Source organism: Demequina pelophila (assembly GCF_000971175.1).
GTDB lineage: Bacteria > Actinomycetota > Actinomycetes > Actinomycetales > Demequinaceae > Demequina > Demequina pelophila.
Genome location: NZ_BBLY01000004.1, coordinates 461,057 through 482,643, shown reverse-complemented (window position 1 = coordinate 482,643; position 21,587 = coordinate 461,057). Strand labels below are relative to the sequence as shown.

The 21,587-nt window shown below is 71.4% G+C and carries 22 protein-coding genes, 2 tRNA genes and 1 other RNA gene; 4 read left to right on the top strand and 21 right to left on the bottom strand.

Features of this window, described 5'->3' with window-relative positions:
• Positions 1-48: 48 nt before the first annotated feature.
• The 3 genes from rfbG to AOM03_RS07930 all read right to left on the bottom strand — a co-directional run bounded on the left by rfbG (position 49) and on the right by AOM03_RS07930 (position 5,055).
• Positions 49-1,143 carry a CDP-glucose 4,6-dehydratase gene (gene rfbG / locus AOM03_RS07940; protein ID WP_162197274.1) on the bottom strand — a complete coding sequence of 365 codons (1,095 nt, stop codon included), beginning with the start codon at positions 1,141-1,143 and terminating at the stop codon, positions 49-51.
• A gap of 368 nt (positions 1,144-1,511) precedes the next feature.
• Entirely contained in the window at positions 1,512-3,767 is a 2,256-nt protein-coding gene (locus tag AOM03_RS07935; RefSeq protein WP_062380061.1) for a glycoside hydrolase family 3 C-terminal domain-containing protein, read from the bottom strand.
• Position 3,768: 1 nt separating this feature from the next.
• Complete coding sequence (locus AOM03_RS07930) at positions 3,769-5,055, bottom strand: MFS transporter (protein ID WP_062380059.1); 1,287 nt, start codon at positions 5,053-5,055, stop codon at positions 3,769-3,771.
• Positions 5,056-5,173: 118 nt separating this feature from the next.
• On the opposite strand from AOM03_RS07930, the gene AOM03_RS07925 reads away from it, so the two are divergent.
• The gene (locus tag AOM03_RS07925) at positions 5,174-6,148 is read left to right on the top strand and encodes a LacI family DNA-binding transcriptional regulator (RefSeq protein WP_062380057.1); all 975 of its coding nucleotides are present in this window, start codon (positions 5,174-5,176) and stop codon (positions 6,146-6,148) included.
• A gap of 500 nt (positions 6,149-6,648) precedes the next feature.
• Here AOM03_RS07925 and AOM03_RS07920 read toward each other — a convergent pair whose 3' ends face one another.
• Positions 6,649-8,013: a Fic family protein gene (locus tag AOM03_RS07920; protein WP_062380055.1), complete on the bottom strand. Its 1,365-nt coding sequence runs from the start codon at positions 8,011-8,013 to the stop codon at positions 6,649-6,651.
• Between the two features lie 346 nt (positions 8,014-8,359).
• Positions 8,360-8,435: transfer RNA gene (locus AOM03_RS07915), tRNA-Lys, on the bottom strand.
• A gap of 107 nt (positions 8,436-8,542) precedes the next feature.
• On the opposite strand from AOM03_RS07915, the gene bcp reads away from it, so the two are divergent.
• Both bcp and AOM03_RS07905 read left to right on the top strand, forming a co-directional pair.
• On the top strand, positions 8,543-9,010 hold the full coding sequence (gene bcp / locus AOM03_RS07910; protein ID WP_062380052.1) for a thioredoxin-dependent thiol peroxidase: 468 nt from the start codon (positions 8,543-8,545) through the stop codon (positions 9,008-9,010).
• A gap of 37 nt (positions 9,011-9,047) precedes the next feature.
• Positions 9,048-9,132, top strand: a tRNA-Leu gene (locus tag AOM03_RS07905).
• Between the two features lie 58 nt (positions 9,133-9,190).
• On the opposite strand, the gene trxA is transcribed toward AOM03_RS07905, so the two are convergent.
• A complete protein-coding gene (gene trxA / locus AOM03_RS07900) occupies positions 9,191-9,562 on the bottom strand; it encodes a thioredoxin (RefSeq protein WP_062380050.1) in 372 nt (123 codons plus the stop codon).
• A 132-nt stretch (positions 9,563-9,694) separates the two neighbouring features.
• Here trxA and AOM03_RS07895 point away from each other — a divergent pair, with 132 nt between their 5' ends.
• Positions 9,695-10,237: a DUF4916 domain-containing protein gene (locus AOM03_RS07895; RefSeq protein WP_156157675.1), complete on the top strand. Its 543-nt coding sequence runs from the start codon at positions 9,695-9,697 to the stop codon at positions 10,235-10,237.
• Positions 10,238-10,301: 64 nt separating this feature from the next.
• On the opposite strand, the gene rdgB is transcribed toward AOM03_RS07895, so the two are convergent.
• The 15 genes from rdgB to AOM03_RS07820 form a co-directional block, all read right to left on the bottom strand.
• On the bottom strand, positions 10,302-10,922 hold the full coding sequence (rdgB, locus tag AOM03_RS07890) for an RdgB/HAM1 family non-canonical purine NTP pyrophosphatase (protein WP_062380048.1): 621 nt from the start codon (positions 10,920-10,922) through the stop codon (positions 10,302-10,304).
• Complete coding sequence (gene rph / locus AOM03_RS07885; protein ID WP_062380046.1) at positions 10,919-11,650, bottom strand: ribonuclease PH; 732 nt, start codon at positions 11,648-11,650, stop codon at positions 10,919-10,921. The genes rdgB and rph overlap by 4 nt, the downstream gene beginning before the upstream one ends.
• A 219-nt stretch (positions 11,651-11,869) precedes the next feature.
• A complete protein-coding gene (locus AOM03_RS07880; RefSeq protein ID WP_062380044.1) occupies positions 11,870-12,649 on the bottom strand; it encodes an MBL fold metallo-hydrolase in 780 nt (259 codons plus the stop codon).
• Positions 12,646-13,464 (bottom strand): glutamate racemase, encoded by an 819-nt coding sequence (gene murI, locus AOM03_RS07875; protein ID WP_062380042.1) that lies wholly within the window; start codon positions 13,462-13,464, stop codon positions 12,646-12,648. The genes AOM03_RS07880 and murI overlap by 4 nt, the downstream gene beginning before the upstream one ends.
• Positions 13,457-14,110 (bottom strand): DUF2017 family protein, encoded by a 654-nt coding sequence (locus AOM03_RS07870; protein WP_062380040.1) that lies wholly within the window; start codon positions 14,108-14,110, stop codon positions 13,457-13,459. Before AOM03_RS07870 ends, murI begins: the two co-directional genes overlap by 8 nt.
• On the bottom strand, positions 14,107-14,394 hold the full coding sequence (clpS, locus tag AOM03_RS07865; protein WP_062380038.1) for an ATP-dependent Clp protease adapter ClpS: 288 nt from the start codon (positions 14,392-14,394) through the stop codon (positions 14,107-14,109). Before clpS ends, AOM03_RS07870 begins: the two co-directional genes overlap by 4 nt.
• Positions 14,395-14,430: 36 nt before the next feature.
• The gene (locus AOM03_RS07860; RefSeq protein WP_062380036.1) at positions 14,431-14,712 is read right to left on the bottom strand and encodes a DUF3039 domain-containing protein; all 282 of its coding nucleotides are present in this window, start codon (positions 14,710-14,712) and stop codon (positions 14,431-14,433) included.
• Positions 14,713-14,799: 87 nt separating this feature from the next.
• The gene (locus tag AOM03_RS07855) at positions 14,800-16,389 is read right to left on the bottom strand and encodes a hypothetical protein (protein ID WP_062380034.1); all 1,590 of its coding nucleotides are present in this window, start codon (positions 16,387-16,389) and stop codon (positions 14,800-14,802) included.
• Positions 16,371-17,135 (bottom strand): ABC transporter ATP-binding protein, encoded by a 765-nt coding sequence (locus AOM03_RS07850; RefSeq protein WP_062380032.1) that lies wholly within the window; start codon positions 17,133-17,135, stop codon positions 16,371-16,373. Before AOM03_RS07850 ends, AOM03_RS07855 begins: the two co-directional genes overlap by 19 nt.
• A 50-nt stretch (positions 17,136-17,185) precedes the next feature.
• Positions 17,186-18,271 (bottom strand): calcium/sodium antiporter, encoded by a 1,086-nt coding sequence (locus AOM03_RS07845; RefSeq protein WP_062380029.1) that lies wholly within the window; start codon positions 18,269-18,271, stop codon positions 17,186-17,188.
• Between the two features lie 72 nt (positions 18,272-18,343).
• A complete protein-coding gene (locus AOM03_RS07840) occupies positions 18,344-19,207 on the bottom strand; it encodes a formate/nitrite transporter family protein (RefSeq protein ID WP_082092244.1) in 864 nt (287 codons plus the stop codon).
• Positions 19,208-19,366: 159 nt separating this feature from the next.
• Complete coding sequence (locus AOM03_RS07835; protein ID WP_062380028.1) at positions 19,367-19,801, bottom strand: SRPBCC family protein; 435 nt, start codon at positions 19,799-19,801, stop codon at positions 19,367-19,369.
• 57 nt (positions 19,802-19,858) lie between these two features.
• A complete protein-coding gene (locus AOM03_RS07830; RefSeq protein ID WP_082092243.1) occupies positions 19,859-20,353 on the bottom strand; it encodes an SRPBCC family protein in 495 nt (164 codons plus the stop codon).
• 144 nt (positions 20,354-20,497) lie between these two features.
• Positions 20,498-20,863: a transfer-messenger RNA gene (gene ssrA, locus AOM03_RS07825) on the bottom strand.
• Positions 20,864-20,974: 111 nt separating this feature from the next.
• A complete protein-coding gene (locus AOM03_RS07820) occupies positions 20,975-21,538 on the bottom strand; it encodes a TetR/AcrR family transcriptional regulator (RefSeq protein WP_062380023.1) in 564 nt (187 codons plus the stop codon).
• Positions 21,539-21,587 lie beyond the last annotated feature (49 nt).

Sequence of the window (21,587 nt, the reverse complement as noted above, 5' to 3'; positions counted from 1 at the left end):
GCGGGCCGTAGTCATGGGCGGGGCCTTCGCGCCTCGCGCGCGAGTGCCCTAGGCGGCCTCGGCCTTGGTCGCGACCCGGGCGGCGTAGTAGTCGACCACCTGCCGGTGCGTCGCCTCGGCGGGCGTCGCCCCGGCCTCCACCATGCGCACCCACTCGACGATGCGGTCCGCGGACTGCGCGAGGCCGAATCGATGGCGCCAGCCGAGCATCGCCGCCGCGCGCGAGCCGTCGAGCACCAGGAACTTGTCCTCGGGGAAGGCGGACGCCTCGCACTCGACGCCCAGCCGGGCGTCCGGCCCCCAGGCGCGCGCGAGCTCCTCCACCATCTCGGAGCACGCGTGACCAAGCGTGGGCGGCGCGAAGTTCAACGCATCGACCAGCTCGGCCTCGGCGCCGAGCAGCCGCTCGCCCAGCAGCACGAGCCCCGCGACCACGTCGAGGACGTGCTGATAGGGACGGACCGCCGCGGGATCGCGCAGGGAGAACTCGCGCCCCTCCTGGAACGCGCGGAGGCAGTTGGGGACCAGTCGATCCGCCCAGTCCCCGCCGCCGATGACGTTCCCGAGCCGGACGGACACCAGCCGATTCGCGGCACCATCGAAACGCGTCATGCGCGCGAACTCGGCGAAGAGCATCTCCGCGATGGCCTTGGACGACGGATAGGGCGTGTGCCCGCCCAGCGGACTCGTCTCCGTCAGGACCTGCGCCGCGTCCTCCATGGGGACGTAGCACTTGTCGGAGGTGACATGGACGAGCGCGCCCGTGAGGCCCATCCGCGCCGCCTCGAGCACGTTGAGCGACCCGTTGAGGTTGACGTCGAACGTCGCGTGAGGTTCGTCGAACCCGCGACACAGCAACGCCTGGGCGGCGAGGTGGAAGGTGATGTCGGGCTCCATGAGCCGCATCGCCCCCCACATTGCAGCGCTGTCGCGGACGTCGCCGCGCAACTGGGTGATCCCAAGCTCGCCCAGCCACTCCTCGCGGGCCCGGGTGTCCGGATCGTCCGAGACGGAGTAGCCGACGACGGTCGCGCCCTGATGCGCGAGCACGGTGCACAGCCACGCACCGATGAATCCGCTGTGTCCCGTGATGAACACCGTCTTGCCGGCGAACACCGGATCGCCAAAGTACTCGTGAGGCAACTCCGTGACCTTCCCCCCCAGGCGCGCGTGTCACTGCAGGCCGCCCGATGCCTCGCCCTTGTCGACACCCGGCGCTATCGACACGCAATTCGAACTGATTCTGGACCCCTCAGCCGAACCACGCGCCGCCCCCAGAAGCAAGCGTCACGCCACTCTCTCGGCAAGTACCCTCGCTCCGCGGGCCGACCGTTCGCCCCTCGCCACGCGAGGGAACTTTGTCCTATTTGCCCACGTTCACAGTCTTAGCGCATTTTGTAGCACCTTGGCAATGGCGCGACGCCGATTTCGCGCGCGAACGGGCGTCGCCGCCGCTCCTATGCCTGCCGGGGGACAGAGCTTGGCGGAGCGACGGCGACGCCCGTCGGCGGTCAGGCGGTGACCGAGGCCTCCTCGACCTGGCTCAGCAGCGCGGCAACCGCGCCCTCGACGTCGGTGTTGCCGCCGAACTTCATGAGGTTGCTGATCGGGGTGTCGGCCATCATCGCGAGCATCTCCTCGCTGGTGAAGGCCTCACCCATGGGCCCCATCGCCTCGAACGCTGCGCGAATGACGGGGCCGCCGACCGGGTGGTCGAGCCACTCGCGCAACGAGGAGTCGGGGCGCAGCGACGCCACGACCGGCACCACGTCGAGCACGATCCGCTGCGACGCACGGATGTCCCGCGAGGAGGCGCCGACCTCAACCAGGAACGCACCCGGGTCGACGGTCCAGCCGCGCTCACCCCAGTAGGCGAAAGCGCGACGATCGAGCTCGATGCGCACGCGTGCGGTCTCGCCCGGCTCCAGCCGGACCTTCGCGAAGCCCTTGAGCTCGCGCACCGGGCGGTCGACGGCCGACTCGGGGTCGCCCACGTAGGCCTGGACCACCTCGGCGCCGGCACGCTCGCCCACGTTGGTGACCGAGACCTCGACGATCGCCTCGGCGACGGCCGGGTCCTGCACCGTCACCGCGAGGTCGTCGTACCGGAAGGTCGTGTAGCCGAGTCCGTGGCCGAACGGGTACGCGACGTCGCGGTCCGTGGCGTCGTACCAGCGGTAGCCGATGTAGACGCGCTCGCCGTAGTTCACCTCGAGTCCCGTGCCCGCCCAGTTGAGGTGCGCGGGGTTGTGCTCGAGGCGGAACGGGATGGTCTCCGCCAGGCGGCCGCCGGGCTCGGCGGCGCCGAACACGATGTCCGCGACAGCGGACGCCCCTGCCTGGCCGGACAGCCAGGTCTCGAGGATCGCGGGCGCACGGCCCGCGACGCCGTCGAGCGTCACCACGCCGCCGTTGGACAGCACCACGATGATGGACGGGTTGACCGCCGCCAGCGCCTCGAGCAGTGCCACCTGGTCCGCGGGAAGGTGCATGTGCTCGCGGTCGAAGCCCTCGGACTCCCACTTCGCGGGCAGGCCCAGGAACAGGACCACGGCCTCCGCCCGCTCGGCGGCGGCCACGGCCTCGCGCACCAGCTTCGCGTCGGGCGTGCCGTCGATGCGGTAGCCGGGCGCGAAGACCACCTCACGCGAGGTCGCCTCGGCGATCGTGTCGACTGCGCGGTCAAGGCGGGTCGGGTTGATGAACGAGCTGCCCGCGCCCTGGAAGCGCGGCTCGCGGGCGAACTCGCCCACCAGCGCGATGGCACCGCCGGCGGCAGCGTCGAGCGGCAGCAGGTCGCCGTCGTTCGCGAGCATCACGGTGCTGTCCGCCGCGATGCGGCGGGCGAGCGCGTGGTGCGCGTCGAAGTCGGGCGTGGTCTCCGCCTGGGTCTCGCGGAGGCGGTCGTGGACGGTAAGGATCCGCGACACGGCCAGGTCGAGCAGCGAGACGTCGAGCGTGCCGTCGTTCACCGCGGCGACGATGCGCGTGGCGCTCGCCTCGCCCGGCGAGGGCATCTCGAGGTCCAGGCCGGCGGCCACGGCGGCGACAGGGTCAACCACGGCGCCCCAGTCGGAGACGACGTAGCCCTCGAAGCCCCACTCGTCGCGCAGGACCTCGGTGAGCAGCCAGCGGTGCTGCGACGCGTACACGCCGTTGAGGCGGTTGTACGCGCACATGACCGTGGCGGGCTGGGTCTCGGTGACGACGTGCTCGAAGGCGGGTAGGTAGATCTCGCGCAGGGTGCGCTCGTCCACGTTCGCGCTGACGCGGAAACGGTCCTTCTCCTGGTTGTTCGCCGCGAAGTGCTTGACCGAGGCGCCCGTGCCCGTGGACTGGATGCCGCGCACCAGCCCGGCCGCCATGCGGCCGGCGAGGAACGGGTCCTCCGAGAAGTACTCGAAGTTGCGCCCGCACAGCGGCGAGCGCTTCATGTTGACGCCGGGGCCGAGTAGCACGTCGACGCCGAGCGCGCGGGACTCGCGGCCGAGCGCCTCGCCCATCGCCTCGAGAAGCTCCGGGTCCCAGGTCGACGCCGTGGCGCAGGCCGTGGGGAAGCCGGTCGCGGGCTCCGAGTCGAAGATGCCCAGGTTGTCGGCGGAGGTGCGCTGGAGGCGCACGCCGTGCGGGCCGTCGGTCATCAGCGCGCCGCGGATGCCCACGCGCTCGACGTCCTCGGTGTTCCAGAAGCTGGCGCCGGAGACCAACGTGGCCTTCTCCTCGAGCGTGAGCACGGCGACTGTGGGGTGGATGGTGTGGTGGGTCATGTCAGCGGACTCCCTTGATCGGAATGACGGTCAGCGCCCCCAGCACGCCGATGACGGCAGCGATGAGGAACAGCGCGGTGTAGTTCGCGTCGCCGCCGCCGATAGCGAGGGCGAACGGCGCGAGTGCGGGTGCGAGGGACTGGGGAAGGGCGTTCGCGATGTTGACGATTCCCATGTTCTTGCCGGCCGAGCCCTCCTTGTCGGGGAGCACGTCGGTGATCAGCGCCAGGTCGACGGCGTAGTACGCGCCCATCGCGATCGCGCCGATGGCGGACGCGACCCAGAACATGGGGAGCGAGAAGGAGAACGCCGTGACCACGTGGCCCACCGCGATGAGCGCGGAGGCGAAGAACACGAAAGCCTTGCGGCGCTTGAATCGGTCGGAGAGCGAGCCGGCGACCGAGGCGCTGAGCGCGAGCAGTGTCGCGGTCATCACCATGATCGCCAGCTGGATGGTCACCACCTCCGCGATCGGAATCCCGAAGCGCGCGTTGATGAAGTACACCTGGTAGGTCATCAGCGACGCGTAGGAGAGCGTCATGACGAAGCGGCCGAGCCAGGCCCAGCCGAAGTCGGGGTGCTGGCGCGGGTTGAACAGGAACGCCTTGAAGATGTCGAGCACGCGGAAGGGCTCACGGCCCGCGGCGGACATTGCGGGGTCGTCGACCCGGATCGCGTAGATCATCACCATGACGAGTCCGATGAAGGCCGGCGCGAGGAACATGCCCACGGTGCCGCCGCCGAGCGCGAGCGCGATGTTCGCGATCGCGAGGCCCACGAGCGGGGTGACCTGCTGCGCGATGCCCGCGAGCGCCGAGACCTTGCCGCGCTGCTCTTCCGGCACACGGTCGGGGATGAAAGCGGCTAGCGCCGCGAGCACGGCGTTCATGGTGATCTGGGTGAGGACCCAGCCCAAGCCGACCAGGACGATCGATGGACCAAAAGCCATGACGAGCACCGACAGCATGCCGCCCAGCACGCCGGCGACGACCCACGGACGACGGCGTCCATAGCGCGAGGTCGTGCGGTCGCTCAGAGAGCCGATGATCGGGTTGGACACCATCGCGCACATCGCGCCGATGCCCATGATGATGCCGAGCGACGCCTCGCGGTTGTCCGGGGCGATCTCGTCGACGCGGATCGCGAGCGTGGTGACCAGCGGGACGATGAGGATGAGGTACGCGCCCATGTAGGCGCTCATGAACGATGCGACGGTCCCCTTCGAGACCCGGGGGCGCTCCGGCGCGGCGACCGCCGCGGGGGGAGGCGCCTGATCGAGCTGTGACACTGCCACTCCTTTGAGGCTGATGTGCGATACGGGCTGCGGTGCCCGCTGCGGCCATCGTACTTATGCGATTAAGTAAGTCAATTCGAGGCAGGCGGCCGGCGTGTGGAACGATGATGCGATGAGCTCCCGCGCCGCCGGTCGACCCACCATGGCGGCCGTCGCGCGGGAGAGCGGTGTCTCGGCCGCCACGGTGAGCTACGTCCTCAACTCCGATCCCCGCCAGAGCATCTCGCCGGCCACGCGCGAGCGAGTGCTCGCGGCCGCCGCGGCGATCGGATATGAGCCCTCGGCCGCCGCCCAGGCGCTGGTACGCGGCCAGTCGAAGGTGGTGCTCATCGACGTGGGGCAGGTCCCGCACGGCGAGGCAATCGACCACGGCGTGCGCGCGATGGCGCACGACTTCGAGGAGGGGGGCTACCTCCCTCTCGTGGTCGAGTCCTCGGGAGACGATGCACTCGAACGCCTGATCCGCCTCGCCCGCTCGCTGTCGCCGTTCGCCGTGGTCACCGCGACGCGAGTGCCCGACGACGTCGCAGCCGCCCTGCGCGCCACCGGCGTCGAACGCGTGATCGACTTGGTGGGATCGCACGCGGACTTCGACGCGACCATCGCCGCGGCCGCGCGCGTCCAGGCGGAGCATCTGGCCGCCGGCGGGCACGTTCGGGTCGCATACGCCGGCGCATCCGATCCCGCCCTGGCGCGCACGAACGCGGCACGCCGCGACGGCCTGATCGAAGCCGCCGCAGGTCACGGCATGTCCGTGCGCGACCTGGATCAGGGTGTTGCTCTCGTGGATGCGCTCGCACGGGCGCGGGCCGAGGATCCTCGCCCCACCGCGGTGGCGGCGTACAACGACGAGGTCGCGCTGGTCGTGCTCCAGGCGGCGCACCGGCTCGGGCTGCGCGTGCCCGAGGATCTCGCCGTGATCGGCGTCGACGATCTCGCTCTCGCGGCCGCAGCCTGGCCGCCGCTCACCACTGTGGTAGCGCGCCCCGAAGGCCCCACGCCGACGCCTGGCACGATCCATGACCGCGAGACGTCCGCATCGGCACCCGCCATGGGGTTCAGCCTGGTCAAGCGCGAGTCCACGTGAGGGCGACGCCTCGACCACTCCCCGCCACGAGCGACCTCGCCGACAGCGGCGGGCACCCGGGGTGACCGCCGGAGACGACTCAAGGCGGCCCCACCACCCTTGAAGAGTGACATCACCGCCCTGAGCTTCCCAATCGTGAACACCTTCGCAAGCAATCGCGAGGATTCCGCTGGCGACATCCTCGCGCTTGGGATCTACCTGCGTGGATACAGAGGGCCAGGGGTTTCCCCTCTGTGAAACCTCGACGTCTTCTCCATGACGTTGGGGCAGGCGCTCAGCGACAGGCCGGTCCGCGGGGCCCCAAGACCGCGAGGGCACGATCGCGTCCGCAGGTACGGGGCCACGACTCTCCTGCTTGTCGGCCAGCGACGGGCGCGCGGAAGAGACCTCTGCTTCCTCCTGCTCGGCGCCGGGTGGGCCCAGTTGCGCACCGTCTGCGCACTCGATTCCCGGTAGCTGCGCGCCTTCACGGGGCAGGAGTCGGCACCCGCCCCGCCTCGTCACGGCCTGCCGCGGCAACCGCCGGTGTGGCTCTCGCTGCGCATGCACGTGCCGCCTGTCCGCAGCGGCTTGCCGCAGCGGGGGCCCTTGCGCGGCCTTCCGCGGCCTGCGCCCACGGCCGCCGTGGTGGCAGCCGTGCCGGCCATGTCGGCGGTGTCGACCACCGGCGCGCCGCTCGCGTCCTCCAACAGAGCGATCAGCGCTGGCGAGAAGTAGACCTTGCCGAAACGGCCGCCTGAGCGATGCTCGACCAGCCCCAACTCACACATCCGCTCGAGACCATTGCGGGCAGTCTGCTCCGTCACACCGGCATCAGCGGCTGCCGCCGCCACCGTCACCCCCACGTGGGCGGCCACCACGTCCACGAGCCCGCGCGCCGCCGCATTTGCACGCGTGTTCGCGTTCACGGTAGCCACGAGCTCGTCGTACACACGGTCAGCCGCGTCGATCAACTTCATCGCCCGCCCCGCCGCATGCGACACGAAGTCGGCGAACGTCGCCACCACCAGATCCAAGTCGGCCGCGCCCGTCTCATCACCACGCAGCGCGTCGAGCGCTCTCACGTACGCACGCCGCGACTCGTCAGAGTCCGCGATCGCCAGCGAGACCGGCAGGATCGCGGTTGCCGTCACTCCCTCACGACGCAGCATCGCCTGAATCAACGAGCGGCCTACCCGGCCGTTGCCGTCAGGGAACGGGTGGATCGTCTCGAACTGGGCATGAGCAATCGCCGCCCGCACGATCGGGTGAAGCGCCTCATCGGTGCGCGCCATGAACGCGCACAGGTCATCCATCAGGTCGGAGACCCGGTCAGCCGGCGGTGGCACGAAGTCAGCCGTATTCGGGTCCGTCGCATCGCCACCCACCTGCACCGGCCCCGTCCGGTACCCCTGCAGCGCAGTGCGCTGGTTGCGCATCAGATTCCGCTGGACCTGCTCGATCGCGGCCGGCGTCAACGCCGTCGCGGGGTCACCGAGACTTGCCAGAGTCTCCTCGACCGCACGAATCCCGTCACGGATGATCGTGGCTGTCGTCGGCGAATGCGGCGACTCCCCAGTCGCCTCCGCGGTCACGATCTTCGCCATCGATGTCCGATAGCCCTCGATCGTCGAAGACCCCACACCCTCACTACGGCACAAGAGCCCCATCAACCGCGAAATGCGCGCCTGTGACCCCTCAGCGCGCGCGTCGAGGCGGCTCGCCTGCTCCGCCGCAGCAATCAGCGCCTCAGCAGCTGCACCCTGTGGCTGGTACTCAAGGTCCACGATGAACTCCGGCACGTACGCCCGATACGGCACATCGCGGCGCGCAGCACGAGGACCATACGGATCGCCAGGCCGCACCATCTCGACGTAGAACCCCACCGCAACCCCATTCTTTTACGTCTCGAATCCAAGTTAGCCCATACAACTTAGAATTGATACGAAATCAAGGTGCGGGAACCGCAACAAGATCGACGTCGGAGAGGAGGGTGCAGCACAGCTGCGCCCTCACGTCGACGGCGAGCAGATCAATGCCCACTTCGAACTCCAAGGCACCGCCGCGACCGCGGGCTGACGACCGCATCCCCCGATCGTCAACCGGGCTCAGGGCAGACCCCGATGCCGCATCGTCCCGCACGTTTTCCGCGAGTTCTTGGGGAGTTCGACCGTGAAGAGCGCTGAAAACAGAGAAGGCAGTGACCAAAACCGCTGGTCACTGCCTTCTACCTGGTACGCCCCCAGGGACTCGAACCCTGAACCCGCTGATTAAGAGTCAGCTGCTCTGCCAGTTGAGCTAGAGGCGCATCGGCCGCATCGCGGCGCGAGAGAAAACACTACCAGAAATCGTGACGGATGCGAAATCGAACCCGGCGGGAAGGCCATCGAGTGCCGCAACGTTAGGTTGAGCACCATGAGCACTCGACTGATCCCCGGCGACGCCGCACCCGACTTCACCGCCCCCACCGACACCGGCACCTTCACCCTCGCGGACCTCCGCGGCCGCAAGGTGATCCTCTACTTCTACCCCGCCGCCATGACCCCGGGCTGCACCACCGAGGCGTGCGACTTCCGTGACTCGCTCGACGCGCTCGGCGCAGCCGGGTACGAGGTCGTCGGCGTCTCCAAGGACTCGCCGGAGAAGCTCGCCGCCTTCCGCGAGAAGGAGGGCCTCACCTTCACGCTCGTCTCCGACGAGGACCGCGCGATCCAGGAGGCCTACGCCGCGTGGGGGATCAAGAAGCTCTACGGCAAGGAGGTCGAGGGCTCGATCCGCTCGACCATCGTGATCGACGAGGACGGCAAGGTCGCGCTCGCGCAGTACAACGTCAAGGCCACCGGCCACGTCGCCAAGCTGCGCCGGGACCTCAAGCTCGACTGACGCATCGTCCTCACGCGCCCCACTATCCTTGACGGGCGCGCGAGTGGCGGAATTGGCAGACGCGCTGGATTTAGGTTCCAGTGCCCTCGGGCGTGGGGGTTCAAGTCCCCCCTCGCGCACCAGACGACCGCAGGCCCGGCGCCCCTCCACGGGGCGGCCGGGCCTGCGGCGCGAACGGGCCTAGTTCTGGGCGGCCTCGTGCTCCGCGAGCTTCGCGCGGACCTCGTCCATGTCGAGACCCTCGACCGCGTCGACCAGCTGCTGCAGGGCCGGGCCGGGCAGCGCGCCGGCCTGGTTGAAGACCATGATGCCGTCGCGGAACGCCATGAGCGTCGGGATCGCGGTGACGCCGAACTTCACGGACAGCTCCGGGTGCGCCTCGGTGTCGACCTTGGCGTGCGTGATCTCCGGCTTGGCCTCCGAGGACTGCTCGAAGATGGGCGCGAAGCGCTTGCACGGACCGCACCACTCGGCCCAGAAGTCGACGAGCACGATGCCGTCCTTGCCGACGGTGGAATCGAAGGTCTCGGTGGTCAGATCGATCGTTGCCATGGGTTCCTCTCCTGCGGTCTTATACCCTAGGGGGTATCCTATCAGCGCCCCGCGTGCGGAACGTCCTACCCCGAGCCTGCCAGTCTCGGCGCGGTGGTCCGAACCACCTCGCCGAGAGGGTAGAAAAGAGTCATGACCGACATGGCCGAGCTCCCTGACGAGCCCACCGGGTGGATGTCCGATCGAGAACTGCAGCATGTGCGGGGCCAACTCCCTGTGGTGTACGTGAACGTCATCCCCGTGCGGATTAGTCCCATGGGCAAGGTCACGAACGTCGGGCTGCTGCTGCGCGCCTACGACGGCGCGATCTCACGGGCGATCGTCGCCGGCCGGGTGCTCTACCACGAGTCCATCCGCGACGCGATCGTGCGCAACATCGAGAAGGACCTGGGCATCGGCGCGCTGCCGCAGGTGCCGCTGTCCCCCACGCCCTTCGCGGTCGCGGAGTACTTCCCGTCCAAGGGCGCCGGCCCCTTCCACGACTCGCGCCAGCACGCGGTCGCGCTCGCCTATGTGGTGCCCGTCCAGGGGCCGTGCGAGCCCAGCCAGGACGCGCTCGACCTCACCTGGCTGTCGCCCGAGGAGGCGGCCTCCGACGACGTGGCGGCAGAGATGGCCGGGGGCCAGCACCACCTGGTGCGCCAGGCGCTCGCCCACTGCGGCGTCCTGCTGTAGGCGGGACGATGCGGCCACCCGGCCGCCGCATCGTCCCCCGAGCGCGCCGTCTCCCGACGGGGACTCAGCGCAGCCCGAGCACCGCCGCCACGTGCGGCCCGAGCGCGCGGAAGGCCGCGCCCCGGTGCGAGATCTCGTTCTTGCGCTCGGGCGAGAGCTCCGCGTTGGTGACCTCCTCGCCTTCGGCGACGAAGATCGGGTCGTAGCCGAAGCCGCCCTCGCCGCGCGGGGCGCGGACCAGGCGGCCGGGCATGCGGCCCAGCACCACCACGTCGCCCCCGTCCGGGGTCGCGAGCGCGGCGGCGCACACGAACTGGGCCCCGCGATGCTCGTCGGGCACGTCGCCCACCTGGTCGAGCAGGAGCGCGAGGTTGGCCGCATCGTCCCCATGCGATCCCGCCCACCGGGCCGAGAACACACCGGGCGCGCCGCCCAGGACGTCCACGGCGATCCCGGAGTCGTCCGCGATGGCGGGCATGCCGGACGCGGCCGCGAGCGCGCGGGCCTTGATGAGCGCGTTGGCCTCGAACGTCACGCCGTCCTCGACGGGCGACGGCGCGTCGAGGTCGATCGCGGACGCGACGTCGTGGCGCTCGACCCCGGGCAGGTGCGGGGCGAGGATCGCCCAGATCTCATCGACCTTGTGGGCGTTGCGCGTCGCGATCGCGAGGCGGGGCACGGTCACGCCTCGAGCGCGGCGGCCTGCAGGCGCGCGAGCTCCGCGGTGCCGTCGGTCGCGAGCGCGAGCAGGGCGTCGAGCTCCGCCTTGGAGAACGGCGCGCCCTCGGCGGTGCCCTGCACCTCGACGAAGCCGCCGGCGCCGGTCATCACCACGTTCATGTCCGTCTCCGCGCGCACGTCCTCGACGTACGGCAGGTCGAGCATGGGGGTGCCGTCGATGATGCCCACGGAGATCGCGGACACCGAACCGGTGAGCACTTTCGCGGAGGCCTTGACGAGCTTCTCGCGCTTCGCCCACGAGACCGCGTCCGCGAGCGCGACGTACGCGCCCGTGATCGCGGCGGTGCGGGTGCCGCCGTCCGCGTCGAGCACGTCGCAGTCGAGCACAATGGTGTTCTCGCCCAGCGCCTCGACGTCGATCACCGCGCGCAGCGAGCGGCCGATGAGGCGGGAGATCTCGTGCGTGCGGCCGCCGATCTTGCCGCGGACCGACTCGCGGTCGTTGCGGGTGTTGGTCGAGCGCGGAAGCATCGCGTACTCGGCGGTGACCCAGCCCGAGCCAGAGCCCTTCTTCCACCGCGGCACGCCCGCCGTGAAGGACGCGGAGCACAGCACGCGCGTGTTGCCGAACGTGACCAGGCACGAGCCCTCGGCGTTGCGCTGGAAGCCGCGCTCGAAGGTCACGGGGCGGAGCTGGTCGGGGGCGCGGCCGTCCGCGCGGATGGCAGTCATGGGGACGAGCCTAACCGCGCGGGAGTGCGGCGGCTTCCGGGCACCGGTGCGGCCTGCCCATGTCACCCCTCCACACGAAACCTTCACTGGCCCACACAGCGCCCGGCGTGTCGTCGGCGTGTCGCGCGGATATCAGCATTTTCGCGGCGTTTTCCGACTGCCACGTGTGGAGGGGTGACGCGCGCGGGCCCCGGCCCGGGCAGAGGTGACGCGCGCGGCCTACAGATCCGCGACGGCGCCCGGGTGCGCGTGGGTCACGGCCGCACCGAAGGCGGCGGCCGCGTGCTCGAGCGTCTGCGCGGGATCCACCCACGAGGCCACGTGCGTGACGATCAGGGCACGCACCCCGGCCTCGCGGGCGAGCTCGCCCGCCTGGGTGCCGGTCATGTGGATGCCGGGCGGGTTGACCGCCTGGTGCGCCCAGCCGGCCTCCGCGAGAAGCGCGTCGGCGCCGCGCGCGAGGTCGAGCACCGTGTCGCAGCGGTCCGTGTCCCCCGTGTAGACCAGGGACACCGCGCCACCGGCCACGGACGGGCCGGTCACCCGCACGGCGTTCGCCGGCACGGGGTGCCATGCGGACGCGAAGTCGAGCGTGAACGGGCCCACCTGCGCGCGGTCCCCCGCGCCCACGGCGGTGAAGGCGAAGGCCTCGAGGTCGCGGTCGTCCTCGGACCCGGCGATCTGCACGACGCGCCGGTCGATGCCCGCCGGGCCGTAGAGCGGAACGGGCGCGCGGCCCTCCCCCGCGGCCGGGCCGTACCGGAACAGCACGGACAGCGACGCGAGATCCGCGCAGTGGTCGGGGTGCCCGTGCGAGACCACCACGGCGTCGACGGCCGTGGGGTCGCACAGCCTCTGGAGCGGTCCCAGCGTCCCGGGACCCAGGTCGAGGACGATGCGCCACGTCCGGCCCTCGTGGTCGGCCTCGATCAGATAGCACGACGGCGGCGAGTCGGGGCCGGCGGTCGAGCCCGCCGAGCCGATCACGGTGAGCCTCATGCGGGGCTGCCGATCGTCAGCGACTCCACCGAGCCCACCACGGGGCCCAGGAATCGCTGCGCGAGCGCCTCGAAGCGGTCGCGCGGGCCGGTGGCCGCGAAGCGGTGCACGGGCGGCGTGTCGCCGGGGTTCTCCATCCCGTTGGCGGCGAGCACGCGATACACGTCGCGCGCCGTCTCCGATGCCGAGTCGACCAAGGTGACCTCCGGTCCCATCACGTAGCCGATCGCGCCTGCGAGCAGCGGGTAGTGCGTGCAGCCCAGCACGAGCGTGTCGACGCGCGCGGCCTTGAGGGGGGCGAGGTACTCGCGCGCGATGCGCTCGACCTCGGGGCCCGCGGTGACCCCGGCCTCGACGAGCTCGACGAAGCGCGGGCATGCCTGGCTGGTCACCAGGATGTCGGGGTTGCCGGCCAGCGCGTCCGAGTAGGCGCCCGAGGTGATGGTCGCGCGCGTGCCGATGACTCCCACATGCCCCGAGCGGGTGTTGGCTGCCGCGCGGCGCACCGCGGGCACGATCACCTCGACGACCGGCACGCCCTTCTCGCGAGAGAACCTCTCGCGGGCGTCGCGCAGCACCGCGGCGGACGCGGTGTTGCAGGCGATGACGAGCATCTTCACACCGTCCTCGACCAGCGCGTCCATGATCTCGAGCGCGTGCCGGCGCACCTGGGCGATGGGCAGCGGACCGTAGGGGCCGTGGGCGGTGTCGCCCACGTAGTGCACCGACTCCGCGGGGAGCGTGTCCATGATGGCGCGGGCGACGGTGAGACCGCCCACGCCCGAGTCGAACACGCCGATGGGCGCGTCAGTCATCGAGCCCTCCCAGGTTGAGGGACACGAGGGACTCCTGCAGCCACGTGAGCGCGTCGTAGAGCATGCCGAGCCACAGCCGCTCCGCGTCCGCCTCGGAGGTGCCGGCGAGCGCGCCGTCGGCCGCCTCCCCGGACTGGATCGCGGCGGCCGCGGCGGCGAGGTCGTTGTGCAGCGCCTGGGCGTCCTCCTCGGAGTCCAGGCCCAGGCGGGAGGCGACCACCAGGCGCACGTCCGTGAGCGCGGCCGCGGTGGGCATCACCTCCGCGGGGCCCACCTCCCAGCGCCCCTCCCCGGTGCTCAACTGCGCCCACATCCGGCGCAGCCGCGCGATCTTCAGGTCGCGCAGGTCGCCCTCGGTCAGGCGGCGGAACTCCTCGGACACGTCCGCGTCCGTGGGGGCCGCGGTGGGCAGCAGGCGCAGCAGCGCCGGGTCGTCGGGCTCACGCGGCGACTCGTCCGCGCGCTCGAGGAACGCGAGCGCATCCGCGAGCTCCTCGCGCTCGGGCCGGGCGCCCGGGTGCTCGTCGCCGAAGCCGTCGCCGCCGAGCATCGCGCCCACATCCGCGACGATGCGCGCGATGACCAGCCGCTCCTCCTCGTCCAGCGACGCGACCGCGAGACCGCCGACGTCCCGGAAGCCCCTCACTCGCCGCTCCGCTGCAGGGTCGCCCACAGCCCGTAGCCGTGCATGGCCTGCACGTCGACCTCCATCTGCTCGCGCGAGCCGGTGCTCAGCACGGAGCGGCCGCGCTCGTGGACCTCGCGCATGCGCGACTCCGCCTCCTGCCGCGGCATCACGAAGTACTCCTGGAACACGCGGGTCACGTAGCTCATGAGGTTCACGGGGTCGTTCCACACGATGGTGACCCACGGATCGTCGGTCCGCGTCGCGACGGAGCCCTCGACCTCGTGACTCTCGCTCGTGTCCACGCCCCCAGCGTACGTCGGGGCTGCAGTCACGCGCCGTTACTCGCCGCCGTTGTCGTCGTTGCCGAACGCGGCGTCGAGGATCTCCTTGCACTGCGGGCAGACCGGGAACTTGTTCGGGTCGCGGCCGGGCACCCACACCTTGCCGCACAGCGCGATCACGGGCTCGCCCGTCATCGCGGACTCCATGATCTTGTCCTTCTTCACGTAGTGCGCGAAGCGCTCGGCGTCGCCCGGCTCCACGACCTCGCGGGTGACGGTGCGCTCGATGGTGGCGGTGCCGCCCTGCGGCAGCGGGTTCGGCTCGAGGGTCTCGCTCATGCGCGCCAGTCTACGCGCGCGGGGCGACACGCCCCCCAAGGACGGGGGACGATGCGGTGGTTGCGACGGCCCACCCGACCCCCTTCGCTAGGCGACGGCGGCGAGCAGGGCCCCGGCCCGCGCATCGTACGCCGCTCCCCCGAGCCGCACCCCGCCCAGGTAGCCACCCACCCCGACGACCACGCCCAGGGCGAGGGCGACCGCGCCCCACCAGGGCGCGACCACGAGCGACAGGATGAATGGCGCGAGGACCAGCGGCACCAGCGCCAGGGTGGCCGCTGACGAGGCGAGCTGGGCGAGCAGGCCCGCGCCCACGGATCCCACCTCGGCGCCGAAGGGGCTCTGCCCCGGCGCGGGCACGCGGTACGGCACCAGCACGGAGGCGACCGCGGAGATCCCCAGCGTCAGTCCCATCACGCCCGCGCACGCGCCCAGGAGGCCGGGCGCGTCGGCCCAGCGACCGGTCACCGCGAGCATCGCGAGCGCCACGACCGCGACGGACGGCGCCGCCCACGCGAGCGCTGCGGACATGCGCCCACGCATCACCGCCGGCCCCAGACTGCCGGCGGTCACATCCATCCACACCGCGGTCGAGTCGTACGCGACGTCGTTGTGGCGGCCCCAGCCCGACGATGCCGCGAGCGCGAGGGGGCACACGTACAGCCAACGCTCGTCGAGGCCCAGCCCGGGCACGGCGACCAGTCCCAGCAGCGCCGGGAGGATGAACGCCCCCGCGAGCATGGCCAGGTAGCGCGGGTCGGTGCGCCAGGCGCGGCGCAGGCGGGTGCGGACAGCGCGGGCGGCGGACTCCCGGGGGGCGAAGAGGCTCGGACGGGGGTCGAGCACCTCGTCCCGGGTGCGGCGGGTGCCCGTGCCGATCGAGGGCGGCGCCACCAGCGCGCGGTCGACGATGGCGCGCCAGGCGCCCAGCAGGAGCGCGAGCCAGGCGGCCTGCATGCCCAGCCGCCACACCACGCCCAGGGGGTCGCCGGCCACGAGCGCCAGCGGCGCGGCCGCCCCGGCGCCCAGCGGGGTGAGGCCCAGCTGGTGGATGAGCGTGTCCGCGTCGACCTCGATGAAGGCCTCGAGTCCCTGCGCGTGCAACTGCCAGGCGGCGGGCACGAGCGCGGCGACGCCGACGGCGGCGAGCACCAGGGTGGTGAGGCGGGAGCGCGAGGAGGACAGCGCATCGGCCGTCCACGCGGCGGCCACGCGTGCGCCCACGACGAGGCACGCGACCGTCAGGACCGCGCCCGCGAGCGCGACCGCGAGCGCCCCGACGCCGTCGGCGGCCCAGGAGGTCGCGAGCCCGGCGAGCGCGACGCTGGTGGCGATCGCGGGAATGGTGAGGAGCGCGCCCGCGGCCAGGCCCGGCATGAGCCGGCCCGCGGCCACGCCCAGGCTGCGGAAGCGGGCGGGGTCCAGCGTGTCGTCGAGGCCGGAGGTCGCGATGGGCACGACCACCCACCCCACGGCGACGAGGGTGAAGACGGCCACCAGCGCATCGGCCCTGATGTCGCCCGGCTGCAGCGCGAGGGCGGTGCGGCCCCACACCAGGGACGGCAGCATGAGCAGCAGCCACACCAGGCCGAGCCCCAGGATCACCGCGCGCCACGGCTCGCGGGCGAGCAGGTGGGCCTGCGAGCGCAGCCGGATCCCTATGACCGCCGCAGCCACGCGAGATCCCTCTCCTGGGGACCGCCCACCCACGCGACGAAGCGCTCCTCGAGGCTCGCCCCCGCCCGCACCTGGTCGAGCGTGCCCGCGGCGAGCACGCGACCGCCGCCCACGATCGCGACGCGGTCGCACAGGCGCTCGACCAGGGCCATCACGTGCGAGGACAGGACCACCGTGCCGCCCGCCTCGACGAAGCCGGCGAGCAGGTGGCGGATCGCGGCGCCCGAGACCGGGTCGACGGCCTCGAACGGCTCGTCGAGGACCAGCACGCGCGGGGCGTGCACCAGCGCGCACGCGAGCCCGATCTTCTTGGTCATGCCGGCGGAGTAGTCCATCACCAGGGTGGAGGCGGCGTCGGCGAGGTCGAGCGCGGCCAGCAGGTCGTCGCGGCGGGCGCGGACCGTGGCCCGGTCGAGTCCGCGCAGGCGCCCGGCGTAGGAGATGAGCTCCGCCCCGGTCAGCCGGTCGAACGTGTGGAGCCCGTCGGGGAGCACGCCCAGCAGGGCCTTCGCCTCCGCGGGGCGCGACCACAGGTTGATGCCCAGCACGCCCACGCTGCCGGCGTCGGGGCGCAGCAGGCCCGTCGCCATCGACAGCGTGGTGGTCTTGCCGGCCCCGTTGGGACCCACCACGCCATAGAAGGAGCCCGCGGGGATGTCGAGGTCGAGCCGATCCACGGCCACGGTCGCGCCGAAGCGCTTGGACAGCCCTCGCAGCTGGAGGGCGGGGGCCGCGGCGCCGGTCATGTGCCCAGGTTAGGCCGGGTGACGGCGCGGCGACAGGCCGGGGGCGACCGTCAGCCCGCGGTCGCGATGAGCACGACCGTGTAGCCGATCCATGCGACCAGCAGCACGCCGCCCTCGATGCGGTTGATCCGGCCGTCGCGGCGCGGGTGGTAGGCCATGAGGATCAGGGCGACCGTGATCACGAGCAGCGCGGGAATGTCGCGGGTGAGGGCGACGTCCTCGACCGCCGTCGGCGCGATGAGGCCCGCCAGTCCGACGACGCCGAGCGCGTTGAAGAGGTTGGAGCCGATCACGTTGCCGAGCACCAGGTCCGCGGCGCCCCGGCGGGCCGCGGCGAGGCCTGCGGCCAGCTCGGGCGCCGACGTGCCGATGGCGACCACCGTCAGGCCGATCACCAGTTCCGACCATCCGAGCCGCTCCGCGATCCCGGTCGCGCCCCACACGAGCACGCGCGAGGCGACGATCAGTAGCGCCATGCCCACGAGCGTCCAGGTCCAGGCGGCCTTCTTGGACAGCCCGATGCGCTCCTCCTCCGCGACCACGGTCGCCACCAGGGGATCACGGTCCGCGGACGATGCGGGGGTCGCGGGCTCCGGCTCGGCGCCGGGCGCGTCCGCGGGAGGGGCACCCGGCGCGTCCACGGGCGCGCCGCCGGGCGGGGCGGCCGCGCCGCCGGGCGCATCCTCGCGGCGGGTGCCGCGCCAGATGGACCACGCGAGGTAGCCGACGAGCACGGCCACCAGGATCATCGCGTCGGCGCGCGACAGGTGACGGTCGACGAGGAGCCCGGCGAGGAGCACCGTGACGAGCAGGACGAACGGCAACTCGCTGCGCAGGACGCCGCGGCGCACGGCGATGGGCATGACGATCGCCGTCGCGCCCAGGATCAGACCGATGTTCGCGATGTTCGAGCCGATCGCGTTGCCCAGGGCGAGTCCCGGCTCGCCGTCGGCCGCGGCGAAGGCGGACACGGCGAGCTCCGGCGCGGAGGTGCCGAAGCCGATGATCACCATGCCGACGAGGAGGGGCGCCATGCCCAGGTGCTGGGCGACGGCGGCGGCGCCGTCGACGAACTTGTCGGCGCTCCACGCCACGAGGGCGAGGCCGAGGAGTGTCGCGAGGATCGCCAATGCCATGGCGTGAGGCTAGCCGCGGTGCGCGCGTTATTGCCACACGGCCGCGGGCGCACGCCCGATGGGCACCGCCGGTCAGGCCCCGTGCTGCGCCTGAAGCTCCGCCTCGATGTTCTCGGCGCTCTCGAGCTGCGCGTCGAGGTGCTCGAGGTCGTCGTCGGAGGCCGCCGAGGCGCGACCGGCGACGAACGAGTATGCGAGCCCGATCACCACGCCGCCGCCGACGAGGTTGCCCAGGCCCACGAACAGCATGTTGGTGCCGAAGTCGAGCCAGCTCGCGTGGGCGCCGCCGCCGATGAGCGCCAGGGCGAACGTGGTCATGTTCGCCACGACGTGCTCGAAGCCGGCCGCGATGAACGCGAGCACGCACCAGAAGATGATGATGGCCTTGGCGACCTCGGACTTGAGGCGCGCGGCCGCCCAGATCGCGCAGCACACGAGGACGTTGCACATGACGCCGCGGAAGAACAGCTCGCTCGGGGTGTGCGAGATCTTGCCGGCCAGGTAGTCCGCGAAGTACTCGCCGGCCGCGCCGTGGTGCAGGACCCCGGTCTGGAGCAGCACCCACGCGAGCGCGAAGGCGCCGACCATGTTGGAGAAGAAGATCGCGAGGAGGGTGCGGGCCGCCTCCCACCAGGAGATCACGCCCCGCAGCGCGCCGATCGGCAGGATCATCATCGCGGAGGTCGCGAGCTCCGAGCCGGCGAACACCACGATCGTGAGCGCGGCGGCGAAGACGCCACCGGCGACCAGCTTCTCCGCGGCCGAGTCCGCCACATGCATGGGGCCCGCCGTGGACCACATGAGCACGTCGCCCACCCCGATCCACATGCCGGCGAGCATCGCGGAGACGAGGAGCCGGAGCGGGGTGCGCGAGAGCTTCACCTTCTTGGTGGCGGCCTGCGCGTGGACATCGACGGTTTCGGGAAGAGTCAGCACAGAACAAAGTTACGACTCATACAACCATTGGGGCCGGTACGAAGGTCCGGGGAGTGACCACGGGCTCACGCGGAACCGCCCGCCGCCCCGAGGGGAGCGGGCGGCGCGGCTCCGGGGCCGCTCGGCAGCACCGGTGCGGCCCCGGTAGTCACGGCGGCGCTAGACGGTCGCCTCGATCGCGCGCTTGTAGTCCTCGAGAATGGCGTCCAGGTCACGGTCCGAGTGCGAGAAGGCGGCGTCGAGCGCCTTCATCATGCGCGGCCCGTCCCAGTCGAAGGTGAGGGTCGCGCCTCCCGCCTCGGGCGCGATGCCGTAGTCGAACACCACCCCGAGCGAGTTGTGATCGACGATCCTCCTCCCCGGCACGTCCTCCTCGCGGGTGAACACCGCGGTCCTCTTGACGCCGGGCAGCATCTTGAACTCGACGGAGAAGCCGGCGACCCGGCCGTCGTCCGTCCGGTCGACGCTCACCAGGTGAGCCTTGTTCGACGCGGGCATCGCGGCGACGAGGTGGGAGGGGTCCGCGACGTACGCGTAGACCTTGCCCGGCGGCGCATCGATCCCGATGACGTGGTGGTGCTTGTTGGTGGTCATGACATCTCCTTCCTCTCCACGGCGGAACGCGTCGAGGCGCCCCGCCGCCGGCCGCCGTCAGACCTCGTCGGACTTCCAGGTCTCGACCGCCTCCTTGACCCGCTGCAGCCGGTTCCTCACCAGCTTCTCGGCGCCGCCGTGCTCGAGCCTGCTCATCATCCGCTCGTAGGCCGGCGGGTCGTGAACCTCGACCGTCAGGCTCATCGTGGTGCCCGCGCCGTCCGGCACGAACGTGTGCACCAGGCTGAACAGCGCCGTCTCGTGGCCCTTGCCGTGGCCGCCCCGCAGGTGCATGGTCGGCCGCATCGCGATCTCGATGCGAGCGTCGGGCACGACGTCGACGTACTCCAGCGCATCGTCCTCCTCGACGGGGCCCGTCTTCAGCGACAGGCGCGCCGTGGTGCCCTGGCCGCCATCGACCACGTCGGACTCGACCACGTGCTTGGGGTCACCCGCGAACAGCCGGTGCGGGTCGAGGCAGTACGTGAACACGTCACGCGGCGTCGCGTCGATGTGGACCGATTCGTCGACGTATGTCATCACGTCAGTCATCGTTCTCACCCCCTCTCCACGCTGACGAGGTGGTACTCCCACCCCTCCAGGGTAGGCCCGCGTCCGCGCCCGCGCCGGGCGCCGGAACGCGCGAACGGCCGCCCACCCCGAGGGGTGCGGCGGCCGTTCTATCCAGACAGGGATGAGTGGAGATGGCGGGAATCGAACCCGCGTCCGCATGCATATCGCCAGGTCTTCTCCGGGCGCAGCCTGACTATGGTTTTCTCGGCCCCTCGCTCGCGGTCAGGCGCACAACGAGCGGGCTCAGTCATCTAAAAGTCCCGCAACTCCCAATGACGAGGAGCTGAAGCAAGTTCCCTAAATGACGCCAGGATCCGGGACGGGAACACGCCCGGGCTGACGGACTTCGGGGCTCGCTTAGGCAGCGAGGGCGAAGTCGGTGCGCTTGTTATCGGCACCTATGGTTTGCTCGGGGCGTTTGCGAGATAACCGAGCATCCTCGGCCCGCTTCCCCCGACGAGTAGGCACACGTCGAAACCGATCATCCCCTGTGCAGTTGTGCCCCCATTCTACCGGGGCGACCGACAGCGGCCAACACCCCCGGCAACCGGGGCCGATGCATGGGCCAGGGGACGATGCGCGGCCCGCCCGGGCGGGCCGTCAGGCCTCGGGCGAGAGGCCCGGCATCCCCAGCGCGGTGTGCCAGATCCACGCGGCCGCCACCTCCGGTCCGGGGCGGTCCTCGAGCGCGAGCCACTCCCCGATCACGCCGAGCACCAGGCCGGTGACGCCCGCGGCGGCGATGTCGACGGGCACCGTGCGGGGCATGACCCGCTCGGCGACGGGCGCGAGGCCCCGAATCGACTCGCGCATGGTGGTGCGCAGGCGGGCAAGCACGGCGCCGTAGCCGGGCTCGGTGAACACCCGCCCGTAGACCGCATGGTTCTGGTCGAGGTGAGCGAGGAAGCTCACGAGCACGGCGGGAGGGTCCGCGGCGAGCAGGTCGATCGCGCCCAGGGTCGCGCCCGACTCGTCCGCGATGTGCTCGAGGGCGTCCGCCAGCAGGGTCTCCTTGTCGGAGTAGTGCTGGTAGAAGGTGCTGCGGTTGATCCCCGCGCGCGCGGCGATGTCGCTCACGGAGACCGCATCGAGGCCGCGCTCGCGCGCGAGCTCGAAGAGCGCGGCCTGCAGGCGGCGACGGGTTCTCACGACGCGGGCGTCCATGTCGGCGATTGTGCCACCTCGCGTCGATTTAACCAACACCTGTTGCGAA